At 70.1% G+C, this 21382-nt stretch carries 21 protein-coding genes and 1 pseudogene; 3 read left to right on the forward strand and 19 right to left on the reverse strand.

The genetic code is table 11. From position 1 onward, the window contains the following. Positions 1–20 precede the first annotated feature (20 nt). Positions 21–731, reverse strand: a complete 711-nt coding sequence (locus FHT38_RS01275) for a response regulator transcription factor (protein ID WP_183489109.1) — start codon at positions 729–731, stop codon at positions 21–23. Positions 732–780: 49 nt separating this feature from the next. Further along, positions 781–1362 carry a DUF4148 domain-containing protein gene (locus FHT38_RS01280; RefSeq protein WP_183489112.1) on the reverse strand — a complete coding sequence of 194 codons (582 nt, stop codon included), beginning with the start codon at positions 1360–1362 and terminating at the stop codon, positions 781–783. A 377-nt stretch (positions 1363–1739) separates the two neighbouring features. Here FHT38_RS01280 and FHT38_RS01285 point away from each other — a divergent pair, with 377 nt between their 5' ends. Further along, a complete protein-coding gene (locus FHT38_RS01285; protein ID WP_221213971.1) occupies positions 1740–2303 on the forward strand; it encodes a DUF4148 domain-containing protein in 564 nt (187 codons plus the stop codon). Positions 2304–2345: 42 nt separating this feature from the next. Here the strand turns inward: FHT38_RS01285 and FHT38_RS01290 are convergent, their stop codons facing one another. From FHT38_RS01290 to FHT38_RS01305, 4 genes are all read right to left on the reverse strand, one after another. Further along, a complete protein-coding gene (locus FHT38_RS01290) occupies positions 2346–3845 on the reverse strand; it encodes a M48 family metalloprotease (RefSeq protein ID WP_183489118.1) in 1500 nt (499 codons plus the stop codon). 85 nt (positions 3846–3930) lie between these two features. After that, complete coding sequence (locus FHT38_RS01295) at positions 3931–4542, reverse strand: UPF0149 family protein (protein ID WP_091720550.1); 612 nt, start codon at positions 4540–4542, stop codon at positions 3931–3933. 67 nt (positions 4543–4609) lie between these two features. Beyond that, complete coding sequence (locus tag FHT38_RS01300; RefSeq protein WP_091720554.1) at positions 4610–4852, reverse strand: hypothetical protein; 243 nt, start codon at positions 4850–4852, stop codon at positions 4610–4612. 6 nt (positions 4853–4858) lie between these two features. Next, positions 4859–5773, reverse strand: coding sequence for a DUF808 domain-containing protein (locus tag FHT38_RS01305; protein ID WP_091720558.1), 915 nt, complete (start codon positions 5771–5773; stop codon positions 4859–4861). Between the two features lie 113 nt (positions 5774–5886). On the opposite strand from FHT38_RS01305, the gene FHT38_RS01310 reads away from it, so the two are divergent. Further along, positions 5887–6372, forward strand: a complete 486-nt coding sequence (locus tag FHT38_RS01310; protein WP_091724904.1) for a thioredoxin family protein — start codon at positions 5887–5889, stop codon at positions 6370–6372. 201 nt (positions 6373–6573) lie between these two features. Continuing rightward, entirely contained in the window at positions 6574–7404 is an 831-nt protein-coding gene (locus FHT38_RS01315) for a transposase (protein ID WP_183489120.1), read from the forward strand. 146 nt (positions 7405–7550) lie between these two features. On the opposite strand, the gene FHT38_RS01320 is transcribed toward FHT38_RS01315, so the two are convergent. The 13 genes and pseudogenes from FHT38_RS01320 to FHT38_RS01375 all read right to left on the reverse strand — a co-directional run bounded on the left by FHT38_RS01320 (position 7551) and on the right by FHT38_RS01375 (position 21363). Next, the gene (locus FHT38_RS01320) at positions 7551–8027 is read right to left on the reverse strand and encodes a hypothetical protein (protein WP_183489122.1); all 477 of its coding nucleotides are present in this window, start codon (positions 8025–8027) and stop codon (positions 7551–7553) included. A gap of 191 nt (positions 8028–8218) precedes the next feature. Then, a complete protein-coding gene (gene glmU / locus FHT38_RS01325; protein ID WP_183489124.1) occupies positions 8219–9592 on the reverse strand; it encodes a bifunctional UDP-N-acetylglucosamine diphosphorylase/glucosamine-1-phosphate N-acetyltransferase GlmU in 1374 nt (457 codons plus the stop codon). 154 nt (positions 9593–9746) lie between these two features. Continuing rightward, a complete protein-coding gene (locus FHT38_RS01330; protein WP_091720579.1) occupies positions 9747–10388 on the reverse strand; it encodes a DUF4136 domain-containing protein in 642 nt (213 codons plus the stop codon). 251 nt (positions 10389–10639) lie between these two features. After that, positions 10640–11647: a tRNA 2-thiocytidine(32) synthetase TtcA gene (gene ttcA / locus FHT38_RS01335; protein ID WP_183489126.1), complete on the reverse strand. Its 1008-nt coding sequence runs from the start codon at positions 11645–11647 to the stop codon at positions 10640–10642. Between the two features lie 106 nt (positions 11648–11753). Next, entirely contained in the window at positions 11754–12122 is a 369-nt protein-coding gene (locus FHT38_RS25155) for a dihydroneopterin aldolase (protein WP_254783363.1), read from the reverse strand. A gap of 84 nt (positions 12123–12206) precedes the next feature. After that, positions 12207–13187 (reverse strand): annotated as a pseudogene (locus FHT38_RS01340) (NAD(P)/FAD-dependent oxidoreductase); the annotation flags it as partial. A gap of 219 nt (positions 13188–13406) precedes the next feature. After that, positions 13407–14069 carry a response regulator transcription factor gene (locus FHT38_RS25535; protein ID WP_175538144.1) on the reverse strand — a complete coding sequence of 221 codons (663 nt, stop codon included), beginning with the start codon at positions 14067–14069 and terminating at the stop codon, positions 13407–13409. 149 nt (positions 14070–14218) lie between these two features. Further along, complete coding sequence (locus FHT38_RS01350; RefSeq protein WP_091720594.1) at positions 14219–15049, reverse strand: APH(3') family aminoglycoside O-phosphotransferase; 831 nt, start codon at positions 15047–15049, stop codon at positions 14219–14221. A gap of 247 nt (positions 15050–15296) precedes the next feature. Beyond that, entirely contained in the window at positions 15297–15818 is a 522-nt protein-coding gene (locus tag FHT38_RS01355; protein WP_147239809.1) for a GNAT family N-acetyltransferase, read from the reverse strand. A gap of 62 nt (positions 15819–15880) precedes the next feature. After that, entirely contained in the window at positions 15881–16555 is a 675-nt protein-coding gene (locus FHT38_RS01360; protein ID WP_183489130.1) for a sulfite oxidase heme-binding subunit YedZ, read from the reverse strand. A gap of 70 nt (positions 16556–16625) precedes the next feature. Continuing rightward, positions 16626–17618, reverse strand: a complete 993-nt coding sequence (gene msrP, locus FHT38_RS01365) for a protein-methionine-sulfoxide reductase catalytic subunit MsrP (protein WP_091720610.1) — start codon at positions 17616–17618, stop codon at positions 16626–16628. Positions 17619–17804: 186 nt separating this feature from the next. After that, complete coding sequence (gene ccsB / locus FHT38_RS01370; protein ID WP_183489134.1) at positions 17805–19223, reverse strand: c-type cytochrome biogenesis protein CcsB; 1419 nt, start codon at positions 19221–19223, stop codon at positions 17805–17807. A 1-nt stretch (position 19224) separates the two neighbouring features. Continuing rightward, positions 19225–21363 carry a cytochrome c biogenesis protein ResB gene (locus FHT38_RS01375; protein WP_255488569.1) on the reverse strand — a complete coding sequence of 713 codons (2139 nt, stop codon included), beginning with the start codon at positions 21361–21363 and terminating at the stop codon, positions 19225–19227. Between the last annotated feature and the right edge of the window lie 19 nt (positions 21364–21382).

Consider the following 21382-nt stretch of genomic DNA (forward strand, 5'->3'; position numbering starts at 1 on the left):
CACGACGCCCGGCCGGCCGCTCACGCCGTCCGGAGTGCCGGCCCCGGGACGGCGTCGTCCAGCCGGTAACCGATGCCCCGCACCGTCTTGAGCAAGGCGCGGCCGTGTCCCAGGTCGATCTTCGATCGCAGACGCCGCATGTAGACGTCCACGATGTTGGTCAGCGGATCGACCTGATCGCCCCAGACCTTGGCCAGGATGCGCTGGCGGCTGAGCACGCTGCCCGGCGACACCATCAGCAGCTCCAGCACCGCCATCTCCTTGGCCGTGAGCGGGATCGCGCGGCCCGCGCGCCGCACCTGCCGCCGCTCCAGGTCGAAGACCAGGTCCGCCGCGCGCAGCGTGGTCGACACCGGCCGATAGCTGCGGCTGCGCCGGAGCAGCGCCCTGACGCGCGCCGTCAGCTCCTCGGGGTCGAAGGGCATGGCCATGTAGTCGTCCGCTCCCAGCTGGATCCCCTTGGCCTTGTCCTTGCTGCTCGCGGCATCCGCCAGCATCAGGATGGGCACCTGGCTCCCCCTGGCGCGCAGCAGGCGGCACAGGTCCAGCCCGTCCAGCCGGGGCAGCGCCAGGTCCGGGATCACGAGGCTCCATTCGAGCTCCAGGGCCAGGCGCAGCCCTTCTTCGCCGCAGCAGGCGATCCGCACGATGAACCCCGCGGCGGTCAGGCACCGCCGCAGGAGATCCGACACGGCCGGGTCATCCTCGACGACCAGCAGCCGCTGAATCATCGGAGTCGGCGAGGGACACCCACCCGCCCGCCTCGCGGCGGGCGGCCCCTCACGGCTTGGCCGACTGGTCGTTGTCGTTGATGCGGCGCAGCTCGCCGCTGCGGCGCGCCTCGTCGAACTGCTGCTTCACGTCCTGGCGGGTGGTCGCCGGCTTCTTGGCCGCGCCGGTCGTGGCAGGCCCCGCATGGGCACGCGACTCGTGGAAGGCGTGGTCGACCTCGCCGTTGGCGCGCGCGGTCGCCAGTTCCGCCTTGACCTGCGCCCGCGTCTTGGGTCCGCTGGTCTGGACCCCTGCGGTCTGGGTCTTCGCGTGGGCGGCCGACTCGTGGAAGGCGTCGCGCTTCGCGCCGGACTTGCGCGCTTCGGTCAGGGCCTGGCGCGCCTGTTCGCGCGTCTTGGTGCTCTTGCCCTTGACGCCGAGCTCTTCCTTGGAGTGCTGACCGTTCTCGTCGAACGCCGCGTCGATGGCTCCGGAGGCCTGCGCGCGGTCGCGCTCGGCCTTGACTTCATCCCGGGTGGGGGGACGCGCGGTCGCGTCTTCGGCATGCGCCCACATCGAGGCACTCGCAGCGGCGGCGGCGAGGATCGACAGCAGGGCCGTCCGGGTCGTGCTTCGAGTGTTGCGGTTCATCACTTTGCTGTTCCTTTCACTTCCTGTCAGACGGCCGGACTCGGCGTGCTGCCTGTCGGACGTCGCACCACTGCGCGGTGCAGGATGAATTCTCAGAACCCGCAATGAACGTCAGCGGCGAGCCCAGTTAATCGAATGTGAGCGAGAGATGAACGGATCATGAAAGCAAGCCCCTGCTTGCGCTGTTCATGTGCTGCTCATGCGCGGTTCATGTCCGGGGCCACCGACGTTCATCCCGCGCGGCCAGACTTCATCGCACACCACGCCGTGGTGCGATGCCGGGGCCGCCTGATGGCGGTGCCAGGCCTCCGACTGGAACTGAAAGGAACAAGCAGGTGAAGTACCGCGACGCTCGATGCGCCACCCGTCTCACGCTCATGTCGGTCTTGATGACCATGGCCACCGGCGCCGCGATGGCGCAGTTCGCCGAGAACGGCCAGTACACGCCCCGCGAACTGGGCCAGTCCGGCCGCGCGATGACCCGGGCCCAGGTGGTCGAGGAGCTGGCGCGCGCACGCGCCAATGGCGAGCTCGATCCCGTGGTCATCGAGCTGGGCGAGCAGGCCCTCTCCGGGGCGCAGCGCCGCCAGGCCCTCACGCGCCAGGAGGTGAAGCAGCAATTCGACGAGGCGCGCCGCAGCGGCGAACTGCGCCGCCTCAACGACAACGATCAGTCACCCCAGCCGGGCCGGGACGCCGGCGGCGGGGACGAGGGCGGCCTGACCCGCGAGCAGGTCAAGGCGGAACTCGCGCGCGCTCGCGCGGCTGGGGAACTCGACCACGCCTTCCACGAGTCCTTCGCGCACGGCCAGCCTTACGGGCAACGTCCAGCCGCCAGGTCGGCGACCACGCGGGCCGAGGTGAAGCAGCAGCTGGACGAGGCGCGCCGCAGCGGAGAGCTCAGGCGGCTCAACGACAACGATCAGTCGCCGAAGCCGTAAGGCCGCCGCCGGCGCGGGTGCGGGACGGGCGATGGCGCGCGCTCAGGGCGTCGCGACCACCGTCTTCACGCGCTCGCCCGGCTTGGGCGGTGCCTCGCCACCGTAACGGCCGTTGAGCAGTTTCAGCTGCGCTTCAGTCAGCACCGAGCCCTTCGCCATCTCGGCGAAGCCGCCGGCCGGGAAGGGCCGCAGCGCGATCTTCCACGGCCGGGCCTGCTTGCGGTCGTCGGCATTCAGCGCGCGGAAGCTGCCCTCCGCCTGCGCGAGACCCTCGCGCCGTGCTTGCAGCGCCTGGCCGTCCTTCGCGGCGTAGACCAGCGCGTAGACCGCGCCCTTCGAACTCGTCACCAGCGTCAGCTCGGCGTTGCCGCGCTGGCCCTGCGCGTTGCGACGCACGCCGGCGAAGTGGGTCGCCTTCAGCCCGTTGATCGTCTTCGCGTCGGTGCGGCCCTGCTCGGCGCCGAGGTTGCGCAGGATCTCGTCGTGCGAGTTGCCCGCCTTGGCCGGCACCGGCTGCAGGATCAGCGCCGCATCGCGCTGCGGGCTCATGACCGTCACCGCGTCATTGCCGTTCTGGATCGCCCAGCCCGCGGGCGCCGTCAGCGCGAAGTCCAGGTCCGGGTGCAGGAACTGCTGTCCCCGCACCAGCCCTTGCGCCGGGCTGTCGCCGAAGACCATGCCCTCGATCGCCTGCAGGAAGGCGGCGCGGTTCTCGTCCACCGCCTGCCCGGCGGTCAGCTGCGAGGCCTCGTCGCGGATGCGCTGCAGGCGCTGCTCGTTGCTCGGGTGCGAGGCCAGCCAGTTGTTGCCCGTCTGCGGCTGCCGGCCCTGTGCCCGCGCCTGGTCGGCGGCGAACTGCTCCTGGTCCTTCAGCACCTGGATCACGTCGACCATGTGCCTGGGGTCGTAGCGGTTGCGAGCCAGGTACTCGGCGCCGAGCTGGTCCGCCTGCAGTTCCTGCTCGCGGCTGTAGGAGGCGATGTAGCCGGCCGCGGCGTTCTGCGAGAGCTGCCCGGCGATGTCCGTCGCGCCGCCCACGCCGCGCGACTCCAGCACCGCGCCCAGCACCGTCGCGGCGAGCACGCCGATGCCGGCGTTCTGCTGGCGCGTCGCCCGCTGCGCGCCGTGGCGCGCGGTCACGTGGCCGATCTCGTGGCCCATGACGCCGGCCAGGTCGGCCTCGTTCTCCATGTAGGCCAGGATGCCCCGGGTGACGTAGACGTAGCCGCCCGGCAGCGCGAAGGCATTGACCTCCGGACTGTCGAGCACGGTGAAATGCCACTCGAGCTCGGCCCGGTGCGACTGCGCGGCGAGCTTGTTGCCCAGCGCGGTGACGTAGGCCTGCAGCCGCGCGTCATCGACGACCGCGTACTCCTTGAGCACGCCCTGGTGGGCCTCGCGGCCGGCGGCCACCTCCTGCTGCAGGCTCATCGCGCTGCGCTCCGTGCGGCCGGAGACCGGGTTGACGACCTGGGTGCCGCAGCCGGCGATCGTCAGCAAGGCGGCGGTGGCCAGCACCGCGAACGGAAAGTGGCGCTTCATCGGATCAACTCGGCGGGACGGAAGAAGGAAAAGGGAAGGGCGGGACGGCGGGCGTGAGGCCCGCCGGCGGCAAGGCGGGGAGCGCTCAGGTGGCCTGCTGGCGCAGCGTCCACAGCGTCAGGACGCCCTCGGGCACTTCGCGGCTGAGCGCGTCGCGCCAGTGCAGGTCGGTGAGCTTGTCCTGGTCCTCGGCGCTGAGCTGGCTCTCGTCGCCGCCCAGCAGCGCGATCGGCGCCAGCGCGGCCGCGGTCTTGACGTGCTCGAACAGCGGCGCCCAGGCCTCGCCGTCCTGGTCCACGCCGATCATGAAGCCGGTGCACCAGTCCTCGGCATCGACCAGCTGCTGGTCGCCTTCCTCGGCAACGCTGAAGATCGGTTCCCATTCGTCCTGCTTCGACGACCACTGCACCGCCAGGCTGTGCACGTGGCGCAGCAGCAGCAAGGCGATCTTCTTGCGCTGCTTGCCGCTGGCGAACGGGTCGCCGCCGCCCCACACCGGGCTCATCCATTCGGCGCCGGGCTTGTCGCTCAGCGACAGCGGGCTCAGCAGCTGCGCGCTGAGGTAGCCGTCGAGCGCCTCGATGTTCATCGCCGCGTCGTTGTCGATCTCGGACAGGAAGTCGTCGAGGTCCGACAGCTCATCGTCGGTCAGCGGGGTGTATTGCGCCTTGTCGGGCTGGTACTGCGGGAAGTCCATGTCGGATCCTGGAAAGTCGGGCGGGGTCGGGCGGAGTCGGGGAAGCGGAGAAGGCGAGGGCCGGCGCTCAGCCGTGGCGGCCGTGACGGCTCTTGGGCTTGCGGCCGTCCATGTCGGTGAGCTGGGTCTTGAGCAGCGCCATCAGGACGCGGGCGTTGGCCTCGGTCATGACCAGCAGCGTGCTGGGTTCGATGCCCTCGACCGGTTCACGCTCCTTGACGAGGGCGTCCACCTTGAAGGTCACCAGGCCGCTGGTGCTGGAATTCGAGGCGGCCTTGAACTTCTGGACTTCGATGTGATGCGTCTTCATGGGGCGTCATTCTCGGCGATGGCGCAGGCGCTGGATACCGGTGACCACGGCCACGACGACGATGCCGGCCAGGATGCCGGTGATCGCGTCGCCGAGCAGTTCGACGAGGGTGCGGGCGAAGCCGCTGGCGCCGAGTGCTTCCACGACATGCTGGATCGCATGATGAAGGAAGGGCGCGCCGTGCGTCAGGATGCCGCCGCCGACCAGGAACATCGCGGCGGTGCCGGCCACCGACAGCGCCTTCATCAGCCACGGCGCCAGCCAGAGCAGCCCGCGGCCCAGCGCCTGCTGCCAGGCCGCGGCCTTGCGGCTGAGCCACAGGCCGGCGTCGTCCAGCTTGACGATGCCGGCGACCAGGCCGTACACGCCGATCGTCATCAGCAGGGCGATGCCGGAGAGCACCAGCACGCGGGTCATGAAGCTGGCCTCGGCCACCGTGCCCAGGGTGATGGCGATGATCTCGGCGGAGAGGATGAAGTCGGTCCGGATCGCGCCCTTGACCTTGTCCTTCTCCAGCGCGGCCAGGTCGATCGCCGGGTTCCTGGCGGCCTCGGCCAGCGCGGCCTCGTGGGCGTCGTCGTCGGCGGTGTGCAGCCACTTGTGGGCGAGCTTCTCGACGCCCTCGAAGCAGAGGTAGGCGCCCCCGATCATCAGCAGCGGCGTGACCAGCCAGGGCGCCCAGGCGCTGATGGCCAGCGCCGCCGGCACCAGGATGGCCTTGTTGATCAGGGAGCCCTTGAAGACGCCCCAGACCACGGGCAGTTCCCGGTCGGCGCTGACGCCGGTGACCTGCTGCGCATTGAGCGCCAGGTCGTCGCCCAGGACGCCGGACGTCTTCTTGGCGGCCATCTTGGAGAGCAGGGCCACGTCGTCCAGGACCGTGGTGATGTCGTCGAGCAGTGCGAGCAGGCTGGAGGCCATGGCGGAGGTGTCCCGTTCCCTGAGGGTGATGATTTGTGCGAAGCCCGTCTTTGTACCCGAAGCCGGGCCTCAGCTTCGTCGCGGTCTTGCCGGTGGTGGCAAACTCCGACGCCATGAAACGCCGCACCGCCACCCAGCTTTTCGCCGCCGCGCTCGTCGCGGCGTCCGCCACCGCGGTCCACGCCGCCGACGCCGCTGCCGGCGGGCCGGGCCCGTACGACGAACAGGCCGACGCCCGCGCCGACATCAACACCGCCGTCGCCCGCGCTGCCAAGGAGGGCAAGCAGGTGCTGGTGGTCTACGGCGCCAACTGGTGCAAGGACTGCCTGGCGCTGAACAAGGGCTTCGGGCAGGGTCACCTGGGCGGCGCGGTCGACAAGCGCTTCGTCACGGTCAAGGTCAATGTCGGCCGCTTCGACAAGAACGTCGACCTCGCCAACCAGATGGGCGTGACGCTGAAGAAGGGCATCCCCACCGTCGCGGTGCTGGGCGCCGACGGCCAGGTGCTGGGCACGACCAAGGGTGGCGAGCTCGCCGATGCGCGCAACATGGGCGAGGACGCCGTGATGCGGGTGCTGGAATCGCTGGGCAAGTCCTGAGCGCAGCCTTCGCGGGGCGCGGACCCATGCATAGGCAGGCATCCGGTTCCAGGCTTTGCTGTTGAGTCCTGACCCCCGATAGCGCTCTGGCTATCGACCGGGGGACGCGGGCCCCGCGATCAGGGGTCAAGTCTTGCGCCCGTGGCCGCGACAGCGGTCCGGGCGCTTGTCTTTTGTGCGGGCTTCGCCTAGTTATTGGGCATGGCCAGGCCGCTTCGCATCGAGTTCCCCGGCGCCGTTTATCACGTGGCGACGCGTGGTGATGCGTCCGTGTTCGCGGATGACGAGGACAGGCTGGCGATGCTGGGCCTGATCGAGCAGGCCGCCCAGCGCTTCGATGCCCAGGTGCTGGCCTACGGGCTGGGGCGCGAGCATTACGAGCTGCTGCTGTTCACGCGGCAGGCGAATCTGTCGCGATTGATGCGGCATCTCAATGGGGTGTATACGCAGGCGCACAACCGTCGGCATGGGCAGATCGGGCATGTGTTCCAGGGGCGCTTCAAGGCGGTGCTGGTGGATCGGGAGCATCTGCTGCTGGATGCTTGCCGGTATGTGGAGTTGATCGGGCGACGCGCCGGGTTGGCGTCTTCGCCGGTGGCGTGGCGCTGGAGCAGCCTGCAGGCGCATGCGGGGCTGGTGGCGGCGCCGGAGTGGCTGGAGGTCGAGGGGCTGTGGACCAACGTGCTGGGGCGCGTGCCGCAGAACGCGGCGGATCGGCGCAAGGCGGCGCAGCGCTACCAGGCGATCGTGGAGTCGGAACCGGACCTGGATATCTGGGGGCAGTTGCGGCAACAGATCTTTCTTGGGGATGCGGCCTTCGTGCAGCGCACCGTGCGGCAGAGCGAGCATCCGCCTCGCACCCCACGCCCCAGACGCTGGGGCGACTGGCTCAAAGCCTCCGCCAGCCGCGAAGAAGCGCTCTATCGCGCCCACACCGAAGGCGGTCAATCCATGACTGCTCTCGCCCGCGAACTCGGCTTGTCGGTTTCCCGCGTCAGCCGCCTCATCTCCTGCCACGAACGGCAGCGCTAAAAGGCTGCCACTCGTCGTTGCAAATGCTCGCCATAGCCCCGCTATGGCTGCGCTTTGCGCCTAGATTGGCAGCCTTTTAGCGCTGCCGTGGCGGGGCGGAAGGACGTGGCGCGGACGAAAGGGCCGTGGCGGGGGCGCGGCGAAAGTCAGTGCAGCGCGTGGGCGGGCGCCGCAGGGCATGCGGCGATCGAGGCGTCGGATTCGGTGGCTTCGTGCCACGCGGCGGTCGTCAGGTCACGGGCAGCGCTCAGCTGATGACAGAGTTCCGCCACGCCCAGACCATCGGCCTCGCCTTCCGGCAGCGGCAGCGCCGAGACCTCGCTCGGCAGATCCGCCAGCGCACCCAACAGCTGGAACAGCAACTCCAGATCAGGCGCCGCATCCGGCGTCTGCTGCTGACGCGCCAATCCCAGGCTACGGCACAGGTAGAAGCAGGCATCCGCCGCCTGATCGCACATCGCGTGCGACATCGCCAGTTGCTCCAGCGCCTCGGCACGAGCCGCCTGCGCCGCCGGATCCTCGGAACGATCCGCCAACGCATCCAGCGCGGCAGACGCCGGCGGCACGACCATCACGTCGTCATCCTGGGCCAGCAGCAGAGCAGCAGTTTTGGGGTTCGCCATAAGGATTCAGCTGGGAACAGCGGGTCAGCCGGTCAACGGAAAGGATCCTAGGGAAGCCGTGGCAAACGCGCCTCCCGCAGCTTGGGGGGAACGCCAACCCGGCAAACGCCGTGGATCTCAATCCCGTGAACTTGTCACACTTCGTGACACGAATGGCAGAGCTTACGCAGTTCCTGGCCTATTTGGGTGAATCACTTCACCTTCTTGGGGCGGGACCAGCCGGAAATCACGGTTTGTCGGCCGCGCGCCACAGCGAGGGCGCCCGGCTCGACGTCCTTGGTGATGGTGGAACCGCCACCGATGGTGGCGCCGTCGCCCAGGGCGACCGGGGCCACCAGCACGCAGTTGGAACCGACGTGCACGTCCGCGCCGATGGTGGTGCGGTGCTTGTTGGCACCGTCGTAGTTGGCGGTGATGCTGCCAGCGCCGTAGTTGACCCGCTCGCCCACCGTGGCATCGCCGAGGTAGGCCAGGTGATTGGCCTTGGCCCCCTTGGCCAGCGTGGAGTTCTTGACCTCGACGAAGTTGCCGATGTGGACCTCGGCGCCCAGCTTCGCACCGGGGCGCAGCCGCGCGAAGGGGCCGATGAGCGCGCCCTCGCCGACGCTGGCGCCAGCGGCCTCGCCATCGATGTGGGTGAACTCATGGATGCGAGCGCCGGCGCCGATCGTGGCGTTGCGGATCACGCAGTTGGCGCCGATGCGCACGCCGTCGCCCAGCGTGACCTCGCCTTCGAAGACGCAGTTGACGTCGATCTCGACATCCTTGCCGCAGTGCAGCGTGCCGCGCAGGTCGAAGCGCGAGGGATCGGCCAGGCGCACGCCGGCAGTCATCAAGGCCTCGGCCTGCGCGAGCTGGAAGCGGCGCTCCAGGTGCGCCAGCTGGGACGGGCTGTTGACGCCCAGGACCTCGGTCTCGTCCGCGGTCTTCACGCCGACCACCGGCGCGCCCTCGGCGACCGCCATCGCGACGATGTCGGTCAGGTAGTACTCGCCCTGCGCGTTCTTGTTGTCGAGCTGGCCGACCCAGCGCTTCAGCGCCTCGGTCGGCGCGGCCATGATGCCGGTGTAGCACTCGCGGATGCGGCGCTGCTCGTCGCTGGCGTCCTTGTGCTCGACGATGGCCTTGATCTGCTCGCCATCGCGCACGATGCGGCCGTAGCCGGTGGGATCGGCGTACTCGATGGTCAGCAGCACCAGCCGCTCGCCGCCGCAGGCCTCGACCAGGGCACGCGTCGTGGCGGTGCTGATGAGCGGGGTGTCGCCGCTGAGGATGAGCGTGCTGCCGCCGGCCGTGAGCGCCGGGACGGTCTGCTGGATCGCATGGCCGGTGCCCAGCTGCGGCTCCTGACGCACGAAGCGCACACCTTCGCCACCGATGGCCGCCTCGACCTGGTCGGCACCGTGGCCGGTGATGACGATGCGCGCGTCCGCCTGCAGGGACGCGGTGTTGGCCAGCACGTGTCGCAGCAACGCGCGGCCGGCCAGCTTGTGGAGCACCTTGGGCAGGCTGGACTTCATGCGGGTGCCCTTGCCCGCGGCCATGACGACGATGTTCAGCGACATAAGAAAAATCGCGGTTCCCTGTTGGAGAGACCGCGATTATCGGGGGCGCCCGCGACGCCCCTGAGGGCGGCGCCGTGACCGGTGGTCGCCGTTTGTTGGCACCGGCGGCGGGCGCCGTCCGCGGCGACCCGCCGGGGTCCGGCGTCCGAAGGCCTTACTTGGAAGGCGTCAGCTGCACGCTCACGCGGTGCGGCTCGGGACGGGTGGCCGGGAAGTCGGCCATCGAGGCCTCGAACAGCGCGCCGAACAGCTCCTTGCCGCCCTCGGTGAAGCCGTCACTGGAGGCGCGGGCCTCGTACAGCGGCTCGTTGGACTTGCGGTCGCGCAGCAGCATGGCGACTTCGCGGTCGTAGCGGCGCTCCATCATCGGGTCCATCGGGTAGGCGTAACCCCAGCGGCTGTAGTACGGCCGCCAGGCGGGGCCGTAGCGCCAGCCCCAGTAGCTGCCGTTCCAGCGCCACCACAGCGGGTCGTCCCACGGCGCGGTGGCGGTGCGGGTGATGCGGGCGCCGAGCGACACCAGCACGTCCGCCGCCTTTGGATCGCTGGCCTCGGTGAAGCCGGCCTTCAGCAGCGCGCCCCGGGCGGCGTCCTCGAGCGTCGCCTGACCCGCGGCGTCGCGTTGCTGCGAGGGCAGCCGCTCGAAGGCGAAGGTGCCCGCCTGCCGGGCGGCGGGCCAGGAGCCGAAGCTCTGGGCATCGGCCGAAACGGAATTGAGCGAGGCACACGCGGTGAGCGACAGCACGGCTGCCGCGCCGAGGCTCGCCAGGGCCAGTCGACGATTCAAGGTGAACATGGAAACCTCCAGGTCAAATGCCGCTGACGGTCGTCAGCCGGGGCAGTTGCCGCGCCCGGTGATGACGCCAGTACGCGGCGTGACGGTGCAACGATTGTGGCCTCGCGCGGTTGACCCGTGTGTGGGAGCCGCGTGACGGCACGGTCAATGCGGGGTATCTCTTCGTATGAAAGCGCGAAGCCGGCGTGCGGCATGACTGCTACGGTCGCTGGCCCTCACGCATGAACCGTTGTCACTCCAGCGATGGGCGCTCAGTCATCCGCCGCCGAATAGGCCTCGCCCGCATCGTCCAGCGGTGCCGGGGCTTGCCCGGGGCGAACCAGCTTGACCACCCCGGTAGCCGGCGCCGGCGTGCCGCACTGCTCATCCTCATCGAACGCGATGTCCCCGTCGGCGACCGGCGCCCCGGTGGCCTTGATCGTCTGGAACGGGAACAGCTCGCGATCCATCATGTGCGAGGTCACGATGTTCCCCATCGCGGTGAACATGTTGTCGACGCGCCCCGGGAAGCGGCGGTCCCAATCCTGCAGCATCGCCTTCACCGTCGCCCGCTGCAGATTGGGCTGGCTGCCGCACAGGTTGCACGGAATGATCGGGAACTCGCGGTGCTCGGCCCAGCGCTCCAGGTCCGATTCCTTCACATACGCCAGCGGCCGGATCACGACGTTCTTCCCGTCGTCGCTGACCAGCTTGGGCGGCATGCCCTTCATGCGGCTGCCGAAGAACATGTTCAGCATCAGCGTCGTGACGATGTCGTCGCGGTGATGGCCCAGCGCGATCTTGGTCGCGCCCAGCTCACCCGCGACGCGATACAGGATGCCGCGGCGCAGCCGCGAGCACAGCGAGCAGGTCGTCTTGCCCTCCGGCACCAGGCGCTTGACGATGGAGTAGGTGTCCTGCTCCTCGATGTGGAAGTCCACGCCGCGCGACTTCAGGTAGGCGGGCAGCACGTCCTCCGGGAAGCCGGGCTGCTTCTGGTCGAGGTTGACGGCGACGATGTCGAACTTGATCGGCGCGCGGTCGCGCAGGTTGATCAGGATGTCCAGCAGCGAGTAGCTGTCCTTGCCGCCGGACACGCAGACCATGACCTTGTCGCCGTCCTCGATCATGTTGAAGTCGGCGATCGCCTGGCCCACCTGGCGATGCAGGCGCTTGCTGAGCTTGTTCATCTCATGCGCATGCTTCTTGGCCGCGGCGTCCGCAGCGGCGTCCGCGGCGGCCAGGTCGAGGCCTTCAAGGGTGGTGGTCGAGTCGGTCATGTTCTGTCCTCAATGTATTCATCAAGCGGGGCCTGCGGAACCGGCTCTGCCGGGCCGCCAGGCCCGCCCCCTTGAGGGGGCGCGCGTCAGCGCGTAGGGGGTGGTCCTACCAGGTGCCACATTCGGCGGAGATCGCGACCTGGCAGTCGGGGAAGATTTCGAGCTTGGTCACCTTGATGCGCACGCCCACCACGCCCGGCAGCTTCATCAGCCGGACGCTGAGCTTGCCCAGCAGGGCCTCGAGCAGGTCGGTGTGTTCGGCGGTGCACTCGTCGATGATGATCGCGCGCACGCGGCGGTAGTCCAGCACGTGGCCGATGTCGGCATCGCGCGAGACGATGGTCTGGGCGCCGAGGTTCACTTCGGCGTCGACCTGGATCGGTTGCGGGCCCTCGCGCTCGAAGTCGAGCACGCCGAGGTTGGCGCCGAAGCGCAGCCCGTTGATGTGGATGACCTGGCGGTTGTTGCGGCGCAGCGCGGGCGGCGGCTGCGACTCGCGCAGCGGGCGCAGGAAGGCCTCGATCTGCTTGGCCGCGACGACGCCGTCGCCCAGCGCGGTCTGCACGCAGGGATGCTGGCGGCCGCTGGCGTCGCCGGCCACGAACAGGCCCAGCACGCCGAAACGCGGTTCGTCGCGGAAGGGCTGCGAGGGCGCGGTGACGCCGGCCCGCTGCAGCGCATCGGCGACCTTGAGCCAGGCGGAGGGCTCGGGCTCGTAACCGAGCAGCACCGCGACATGGTCGAACGCTTCCTCGCCGTGCGCCTTGGAGGTGACGACCACCCCTTCGGCCGAGGCGGTGACCGCGGTCGGCAAGGCTTGAGCGGGACGGCGGCGCAGGCCGGGCAGGCTGTCCAGCTGCTGGACCAGGTGGCTTTGCGCGCGCCACTCGGAGCGCGACCAGAGCGTGACCGCATGGCCGCGACCGGCGAGGTACAGCGCGTTCTCGACGGCGTTGTCGCCGCCGCCCAGCAGCAGCACCTTGCCGGGCGGCAGACGGTCGCGGACCGCCGTCAGCTCGACCGCGTCGAGCACCCGGTCGTGGCGGTCGCTGGCGGGGTACAGCGGCGCCGGATGGCGCGGCGTCAGGCCGGTGGCGAGCAGCAGCGCGCGGGCGCGCAGCGGGCGCAGGCCGGCCGCGTCGCGTGCGCCGGGGGCGTCGGCGGCATCCGGCGCGTTGACGGCGAAGGCCGGGCCGCCGTCGAAGTAGAGCGTCCAGCCCTGTTCCGCCTGCCAATCGAGGTGGTGGATCGTCTGGTCCGTCAGCGCGTGCACGCCGGACTGGGCAGCGACATGGGCGGCGTAGCGCTCGCCCAGCTCCGCGAGCGACTCGCCGGGCGCGCCGAGCAACCAGTCCTGGCGGTACTCGAGCGGGCGCAGGCTGTCGCACAGGCGCGGGGCGCGCTCGATCAGCGCGACGCTCAGGCCCAGCTGGGTCAGCCAGCTGGCGGCGCTGCAGCCGGCCGGACCGCCGCCGACGATGGCGGCATCGACGAGCGCGGGCAGGCTGGCGGGCAGGCGGTCGGGCGAGTTCTGGGACATGGGCGGGCGTGGCGTCGGCCGGCGGGGCGCCGGCGCAGGGAGGCCGGTCAGCCCGGCCCGGGCCCGGCGAGGCGGCGTCCGCCATCCCGAGCAAACCGGGGATTATCCCGGATGAGCGCCGGAAACCGCCATCGGGGGCCTTCTGCGGACGCGACGGGGCGCCAGCCGGTGACGCGTGTCACGGCCGACCGGGTCGGATCTCCCGACCGGCCCGCGCGCTCAGAGCACCGCGCTGTCGGCCGCGAGCAGACCGCGCTCCCGCGCGATCGTGGCCGCCTGGGTGCGGGTGGCGGCGGCGAGCTTGCCCAGGATGCCCTTCATGTGGGTCTTCACCGTGCCGGCCGAGATGTCCAGCGCCAGCGCGATCGCCTTGTTGCTCTTGCCGTCGGCGACCAGGCGCAGCACCTGGCGCTCGCGGCCGGTCAGGCGGCAGCGCGTCATGCTGTCGGCGACGCGCCGGGCGGCGAGCGCGCTCAGGTAACGCGAGCCGCGCGCCAGATGGCGCACGCCGGCCACCAGTTCCTGCGACGCGCAGCCCAGCTCGACATACCCGTCCACGCCGGCCTCCAGCGCGCTGCGCACGTCCTGCTCGCGGTCGTGGGCGGTGAGGACCATCACCCGCGGCGCGGACGTCTCGCCCGAGCCGGTCGCGCGGTCGGCGTCGTCGCTGGCGCGCAGGGCGGCCAGCGCCATGGCACGGGCGTAGTCGGCGATGACGACGTCGGTCCGTCGGCCCGCGCGCGCGACGCCCGGCAGCTCGATGCGGTCGTCGAGGACGTCGATGTCCCCCTCGCGCGACAGCAGGCTGGCCAGGCCGGCGGCGACGACGGGGTCGGAATGGGCGACCCGCACCTGGATGCGGGCGAAGGCGGCATGGAACACGGCGGGCGTCCTTTCTACTCGGTCCTGCGGGCCGCGCGCCGAGCGTCGACCCCGGGCGCAAGGGTAGGAGCGCGACGCGGCCGCCGACATCCTGCGTTGGTATAGGTCGGCTCAGCCGGAGGCAGGGGCGGCGACGGCGCGCCGCGGCCTCAGAAGCACTCGTCCAGCAGCAGATGGAACTCGAGCTTGCGTGCGTCCGGCGCGGCGATGCCGTAGGCCGAGAAGAGGACCTCGCCCAGCGACGGACCGAACTCATCGAGGCAGTTGGCCAGGATCGCGAGGTCGCGATAGCGGTCGGCGATGCCGGCGCGGCCGACGTCGATCACGCCGGCCACCTCGCCCTCGGCGCTCATCAGAAGGTTGTCGAGCGAGAAGTCGCCGTGGCTGACGACGCGGTCTTCCTCCAGCGGCAGCAGCTCGCCGAGCGCGCGCCACACCTGCTCGGGCGTCCAGCCCTGGCGCGCGTCGTCGAAGTCGTCGGCGTCGATCAACCCGGCCTCGAGCCGCTGGCGGGCGAGGTCCAGTTGCAGGCGGTGGCTCGCGCTGAACGGGCAGGTCTCCACCGGTAGCGCATGCAGGCGGCGCAGGCAGCGCCCGATCGACGCGACGATCGCCGGCGCGCGATCCGGCGCCGCTTCGAGCCATTCGTAGGCGGTGCGGCCGGGCAGGGCCTGCGTCAGCAGCCAGGCGGTCCCGCCGGTCGCCTCGAAATGCGCGACCGCCGGCACGGGCCAGCGCCCGCTGAGCCAGCGCAGCCGGGCGAATTCATCGACGATGGCTGTTGCGGCTTCCCCATCGCCGTGCTTCAGGTAGAGATCGGGCGAGCCCTCGCGCCGCAGCCGATGCACGAGGGCGCCGGCCTCGCCGACCAGATTGCGGTGCCACTCGCGGCCTGCGAGCGCCCCGGCCAGCGACGGTGGCAGCGACGGCGCGGAAGCGGGGATCTCACGGAGGTCGTCGGTCTCGGCGTCGTCGGTCATGTCGCGTGAAGGAGAGGCGATCGCGCGAGTATCGGCGTGTGGCACGCACAGGCCGGAGGACACGGTAGGCGCGCCGCGCAGAGAGTCACCAGCCATGAATCGTCCGGTCGCTCCGCCGACCTCGGACCACCGCTGGTGGTCGCCTGCGGAGCTCGCGTCCACCACCGAGACGGTGTGGCCGGAGCGCCTGGCCGACCTACTGCGGACGGTCGAGCGCCGATAGCGCCCGGTGGTCAGCGACCAGCCCTCAGCGACCGGGCGCTCGGCGCTCGAAGTGCAGCATGTCTTCCCACTCGTCGTGGAGCTGGAAGCTGCGCATGGATCGGCCGAACTCGGTGAAGCCGTTGTGTCGCAGGACCTTGAGCGAGCCGAGGTTCCCGGCTCGTGCTTTCGCCTCGATCCGGACCAGGCCGAGCTCGTCGAAGGCCTTGGCCAGCACCAGCTTCACTGCCTCCTTCGCATGGCCACGGCCATTGGCCCGCTCCGCGATCCGGTAGCCCAACTCGCACGAGTGGAAATGCCTGCGGCGCACATGGCTCAGGTTGATGCGTCCGACGAGCTCGCCATCCGCATCGCGGATCAGGTACTGGTGGCCGATGTCGGCGGCGGCCTCCCGCAGCGCGGTGGCGACGGCGGCCTCGATGCCGCCCGCGTCGTAATAGGCCGGCGGCCGGGCATTGATGTGCGACTCGAAGAACGCACGGTTGTCGGTTTCGAAGCGACGCAGCGCGACGACGTCGCGCTCGGAGACGGGGTGCAGGCTCAGCATGAGTCAACGGCGGCCGAAGTCGCCGAGCATAGCGGCGTAGCGACCGCGACCGCCGCGCCCGTTCAGCGCTTCATCCGCCGAAACGCCCGCCATCCCAGCAGCACCGCCAGGATCGAGCCATAGACCAGCGGCTCGGCGAAGTTGTTCTTGCCGGCGCGCATCCAGATGAAGTGCATCAGCCCGACGATCGCGATCGCGTACACCAGCTTGTGCAGCGCCTGCCAGCGCGGCGCGCCCAGTGCCTTGATCGCGCGGTTGAACGAGGTCGCCGCCAGCGGCACCAGCAGCAGCCAGGCGGTGAAGCCCATCAGGATGAAGGGCCGCTTGCCGATGTCGCGCAGGATGTCGGCCAAGTCCAGCCCCTTGTCCAGCCAACCGTAGGCCAGCAGGTGCAGGCTGGCGTAGAAGAAGGCGAACAGGCCCAGCATCCGGCGGAAGCGCGCCAGCGCCGGCTGGTTCGTCCAGGTGCGCAGCGGCGTCACCGCCAGCGTGATCCACAGCAGGCGCAGTGCCCAGTCGCCCAGGCCGCGGATCAGCGTCTCGGCCGGGTTCGCGCCCAGCCGCTCGGTGAAGGCGCCGAAGACGTACCAGGCCAGCGGCAGCAGGCACAGCAGGAAAAGCACGACCTTGGCCGCCGGATGCAGCAGCGGACGACGCCTCGCCGGCGCGCGGCGCGCGGCAGCCGGCGCCGTCGCGGAGGTGGACGTGGCAGCGGTGGAAGGGGGAACGGAGGTCATCGGTGGATGCAATGGCGATGGCCGGCGGCGGCGTCCGGTGGCCGCGGTGGGGCCGGGCGGCGCGCCGCGCTCAGAAGTTCTTCTTCAGGTCCATGCCGGCGTACAGCTGCCCGACCTGCGCCTCGTAGCCGTTGAACATCAGCGTCGGGCGGCGCTTGGCGAAGAGACCGTCCTCGCCGATGCGGCGCTCGGTGGCCTGGCTCCAGCGCGGGTGGTCGACCGTCGGGTTGACGTTGGAATAGAAGCCGTATTCCTGCTGCGCCGCCTTGGTCCAGCTGCTCACCGGCTGCTTCTCGACGAAGCGGATCTTGACGATGGACTTGGCCGACTTGAAGCCGTACTTCCAGGGCACCACCAGCCGCAGCGGCGCGCCGTTCTGGTTGGGCAGCACCTCGCCGTACAGGCCGAAGGCCATCAGCGTCAGCGGATGCATCGCCTCGTCGATGCGCAGGCCCTCGACGTAGGGCCAGTCCAGCACGCCCGAGCGCACGCCCGGCATCTGCGCCTTGTCGGCCAGCGTCGTGAACTCGACGTACCTGGCCTTGCCGGTCGGCTCCGCCTTCTTCAGCAGCTCCGACAGCGAGTACCCCACCCACGGGATCACCATCGACCAGCCCTCGACGCAGCGCAGCCGGTAGACGCGCTCCTCCATCGGGGCGACCTTGAGCAGGTCCTCCAGGCCGAAGCGGCCCGGCTTGGCGCATTCGCCCTCGATGACCACGGACCAGGGCCGCGGCTTCAGCGTGTGGGCGTTCTCCGCCGGGTCCGACTTGTCGGTGCCGAACTCATAGAAGTTGTTGTAGGAAGTGACATCCTTGTAGGCGGTCAGCTTCTCCATGACGGTGGCGCCCGCGACGGCGCTCTTCGCGCCGGGCAGCTTCGCCAGCTTGCCCGGGCCCGCCGTCTGGGCCTGGACGCCCGCGGACAGGCCGCTCAGGCCGATCCCGGTCAGGCCCAGCGCGCCCGCCGTCTTCAGCCAGTCGCGCCGGGCGTCGTGGACCTCGCGGGGCGTGATCTCGGAAGCGGGGATGCGCTGGCCGTCGCGTGGCTTGTGGAAATGCATGGCAGACCTTCGGGGGAGGGAAGCCTCGCACCTTACGCCGCCCGCCGCGGGATTTCATGAGATCGCGCTTAAGTCCCCTCGTTCAGGGCCCGGACCGGACCCGGCGCGCGCCGCGGCCTACCTCGAAAGAAGGAGGGCGGCGTGGACTGCTCGCCCGACGCCGCCCTCGCTCGAATCCGAGCCGCCTTACAGCGTGCCGTAGGAATGCAGGCCCGACAGGAACATGTTGACGCCCAGGAAGGCGAACGTCGTGACCAGCAGGCCGATCAGCGCCCACCAGGCGCTCACCACGCCGCGCAGGCCCTTCATCAGCCGCATGTGCAGCCAGGCCGCGTAGTTCAGCCAGACGATCAGCGCCCAGGTTTCCTTCGGGTCCCAGCTCCAGTAGCCGCCCCAGGCCTCGGCCGCCCAGAAGGCGCCCAGGATGGTCGCGATCGTGAAGAAGGCGAAGCCCAGCGCGATCGCCTTGTAGGCCAGGTCGTCCAGCGTCGACAGCGCCGGCAACCGCGCCGTCAGCGGGCCGCGCAGCGCGACGCTCGCCGCCAGGAATACCGCCACGCCGGCCATCTTGCCGGCCCAGCCGTTCAGGCCGGCAGCCAGCTCCGGCGACACGTTCGCGCCGAAGCGGAAGGCCAGCAGCACCGCCACCAGCCCCACCGGCACGCCGATCAGGCCGATCACCAGCGCGCGCGGCGTCGCGGTCTTGAGCAGCGTCGCCAGCGCCACCATCGCCGCCATCGCGAAGCTGCCGTAGCCGATGAAGTTCGCCGGCACATGGATCTTCATCCACCAGCTCTGCAGCGCGGGCACCAGCGGCTGGATCTCATGCGCCTCGCGCGCCACCGTGTACCAGAGCAGGAAACCGACCGCCGCACTGACCACCAGCATCACGTAGGCGCCCAGCGCGCGCGTGGCGAAGCGCTGCTCGTAGTACAGGTACATCAGCGTCGTCAGCCAGGTGAAGAGCACGAAGACCTCGTAGAGGTTGCTCACCGGGATGTGGCCGATGTCGGGCGCGATCTGGTGGCTTTCGAACCAGCGCACCATCGTGCCGATCAGCGCCATGCCCACCGCGCCCCAGGCCAGCCGGGTGCCGATCGCCTCGGCCGCGCTGTGGCCGCCGGCCTTCTGGAAGAAGCCCAGCCAGTAGAAGAGGGTGCTCATCCACACCAGCACGCTCATCCACAGGATCGCGCTCTGGCTGGACAGCATGTACTTCAGGAAGAAGACCTTGTCCGCCGCGGCCAGGTCCGCGCCGAAGTCGTCGGTCTGTCTCAGGTAGAGCTGGATCGCGAACAGGCTGGCCGCGCCGACGATCAGGCACAGCGGCCGCAGCGGCCGCCAGAACCAGCCCAGCGCGATCAGCGCCGGCGCCGCGCCGGCCAGGATGCCCTTCTCGTAGACGTCCATCGACGCGTGATAGCGGCTGAACGCGAAGCCCGCGCCGATCAGTACCAGCGCCGCGAAGATCCAGTCGAACGCATTGCGGCCGTGGAAGTAACCGCGCCGGCCGATCACCAGCGAGCGCTGCGGCGTCGCCTCGGAGGCGCCCGGCAGCTGCGCGGGCAGGGCCGACGACTCGGCGGGGGAGTAGGTGCTGTTCATGTCAGGCCTCCTCATGCAGCAGCCGCTGCTTGAGCGCTTGGAATTCGACGGGCAGGTCGGGCGAATCGCGGTTGCTGGACAGGGCCATGCGGACCCGGGTCTGTTCGCTGCGTCCCGGCGCGGCCTCCAGCCACAGCCACAGCCGCCGCTCCTTGACGTAGAGCATCGCAAACACACCGACGATCAGCAACACGGCGCCCAGATAGACCAGGGTCTGCCCAGGGGCGCGGGTCACCTGGAACACGCTGGCCTGGATCTGCTGGAAGTCGTCCAGCTGCATCAGGACCGGCGCGGGATAGAACATCGCATCCGACAGCGACAGCACCGCCTGCGTCATGAAGGCCTGCGTCGCGTCGCCGGGCGTCGGCCGGGGACGGCCCAGTTGCTCCTCGGCCTGCTTGTGCAGCTCGAACAGGCTGCCGTTGAGGATGCGCAGCAGCACCTCGGACACGCGGGCGCGCTCGGGCTCGGGCACCTCGCGTTCGATGAACTGCGACAGCGCCGGCAGGCCGCCCAGCGCCGCGCCCTGCGCGGGCGCATCGGCCTTCAGGCCTTCGGCGCCGGCGAACAGGGTCAGCGTGCGCAGCGCCGTGGCCTCGAGCTGCGCCTGCATCGCCGGCTTGTCGGGCGGGCTGGCGCCCAGCGCGTACTGCCGCGCCGCGAGCAGCCGCTGCGCCGGATCGGCCAGCACACGGCGCAGCGCCAGCCAGCTTTCCATGCTGTCCTTGCTGTCCACCGGCACGCGCAGGTAGCGGAAGTTGTCGGCCAGCGTGTCGCGCACGCCGAGCAGGTAGACCCGGTGGCCCTCCAGCTCCAGCGGCAGCATGTAGTTGTTGTACTCGCGCGCCTGGCCGCTGGCGTCGCGCAGCTTGTAGCTGAAGGACGGGCCGACGTTGCGCAGCGTCTTGCGGTCGCTGACGTTCGCGCCCGAGCCCAGGTGCTGCTCGAGCCGGCCCACCAGGTCGACCTTGCGCACGTCGGTGCCGGCCTGGTCCTTGCCGTCGTTGGCGAAGTTCTCGACGTTGATGACGCGCAGCCCGGTGAACTCCAGGCCGTAGGACTCGCCGTCCACCGTCAGCGTCGTGGTGCCGTTGACCTTGGCGTCCAGCGGCGTGTCGTGCGGCGACTGCAGCGAGCGCAGCTTGAGCTTCATGCCCGAGCCGCCGTCCTCGAAGCTGCTCTGGTAGAGCGTGACGCCGCGGTAGGTGACCGGCTCGTTGACCTTGACGGTCGCCTTCGTCGACGAGCCGTCGCGGCGGTCGTGGATGACGATGTCGCTCGCGAACAGCTTGGGCATGCCGGTCGCGTAGTACTCGACGATGAATTTCTTCAGCTCGACGTCGAAGGGCAGGTCCTGCACCACCACGCCGGTGGGCATGGACAGCAGCGCGGTCGACGAGCGGCTGCCCTCGGGCACGAACAGGTTGCCGCGGAAGCTGGGATTGGAGGTGCCCAGCCGGTTGACCGCCGTCATCTGGTTCAGGTCGGCGCCCTGGTAGATCTGCTTGCCCTGCGCCCACATGATCGCGCGCACGATCAGGTTGCCGTCGAGCAGCCCGCCCACGCAGATCAGCACGATGGCCGAGTGCGCCGCCAGGTAGCCGATCTTGTGCGCCGCGCCCTTGCGCGCGCCGATCATCACGCCGCCGGTGCGCACCTGCGCGCGCGCCTTCCAGCCCTCGGCCGCCAGCCAGGCGTTGACCTGGCCCAGCGCCGCTTCCGGATTCATGTGCAGGTAGCCCAGCGCCTTGAGCTTGAAGGCCTGGATCGACTGCTCCCGCATCGTCTCCTTGTAGGTCTTCAGGTCGCGCAGGATCCTGGGCGTGTGCCGCGCGATGCACAGGCTGGTCGACACGACCAGGAAGCCCAGCATCAGCAGGAACCACCAGGCGCTGTAGACGGTGTAGAGGTCGAGCTTGCCGAACAGCTCCGACCAGAACGGCCCGAACTGGTTGACGTAGTTCGTCATCGGCTGCTGCTGCTGCACCACCGTGCCGATCACGGAGGCGATGCAGATCACCGTCAGCAGCGCGATCGCGAAACGCATCGACGCCAGCAGCTCCATCGCGTCGTCGAGCGCGACACGGGCCGCCACCTGGGCGGCGGGCCGGGGGGGACGGTCGGGGGACTTCTCGGTCATGGCCGGCATTCTCGTTGCC

It is taken from the genome of Mitsuaria sp. BK041, assembly GCF_014193085.1.
Lineage (GTDB): Bacteria > Pseudomonadota > Gammaproteobacteria > Burkholderiales > Burkholderiaceae_C > Roseateles.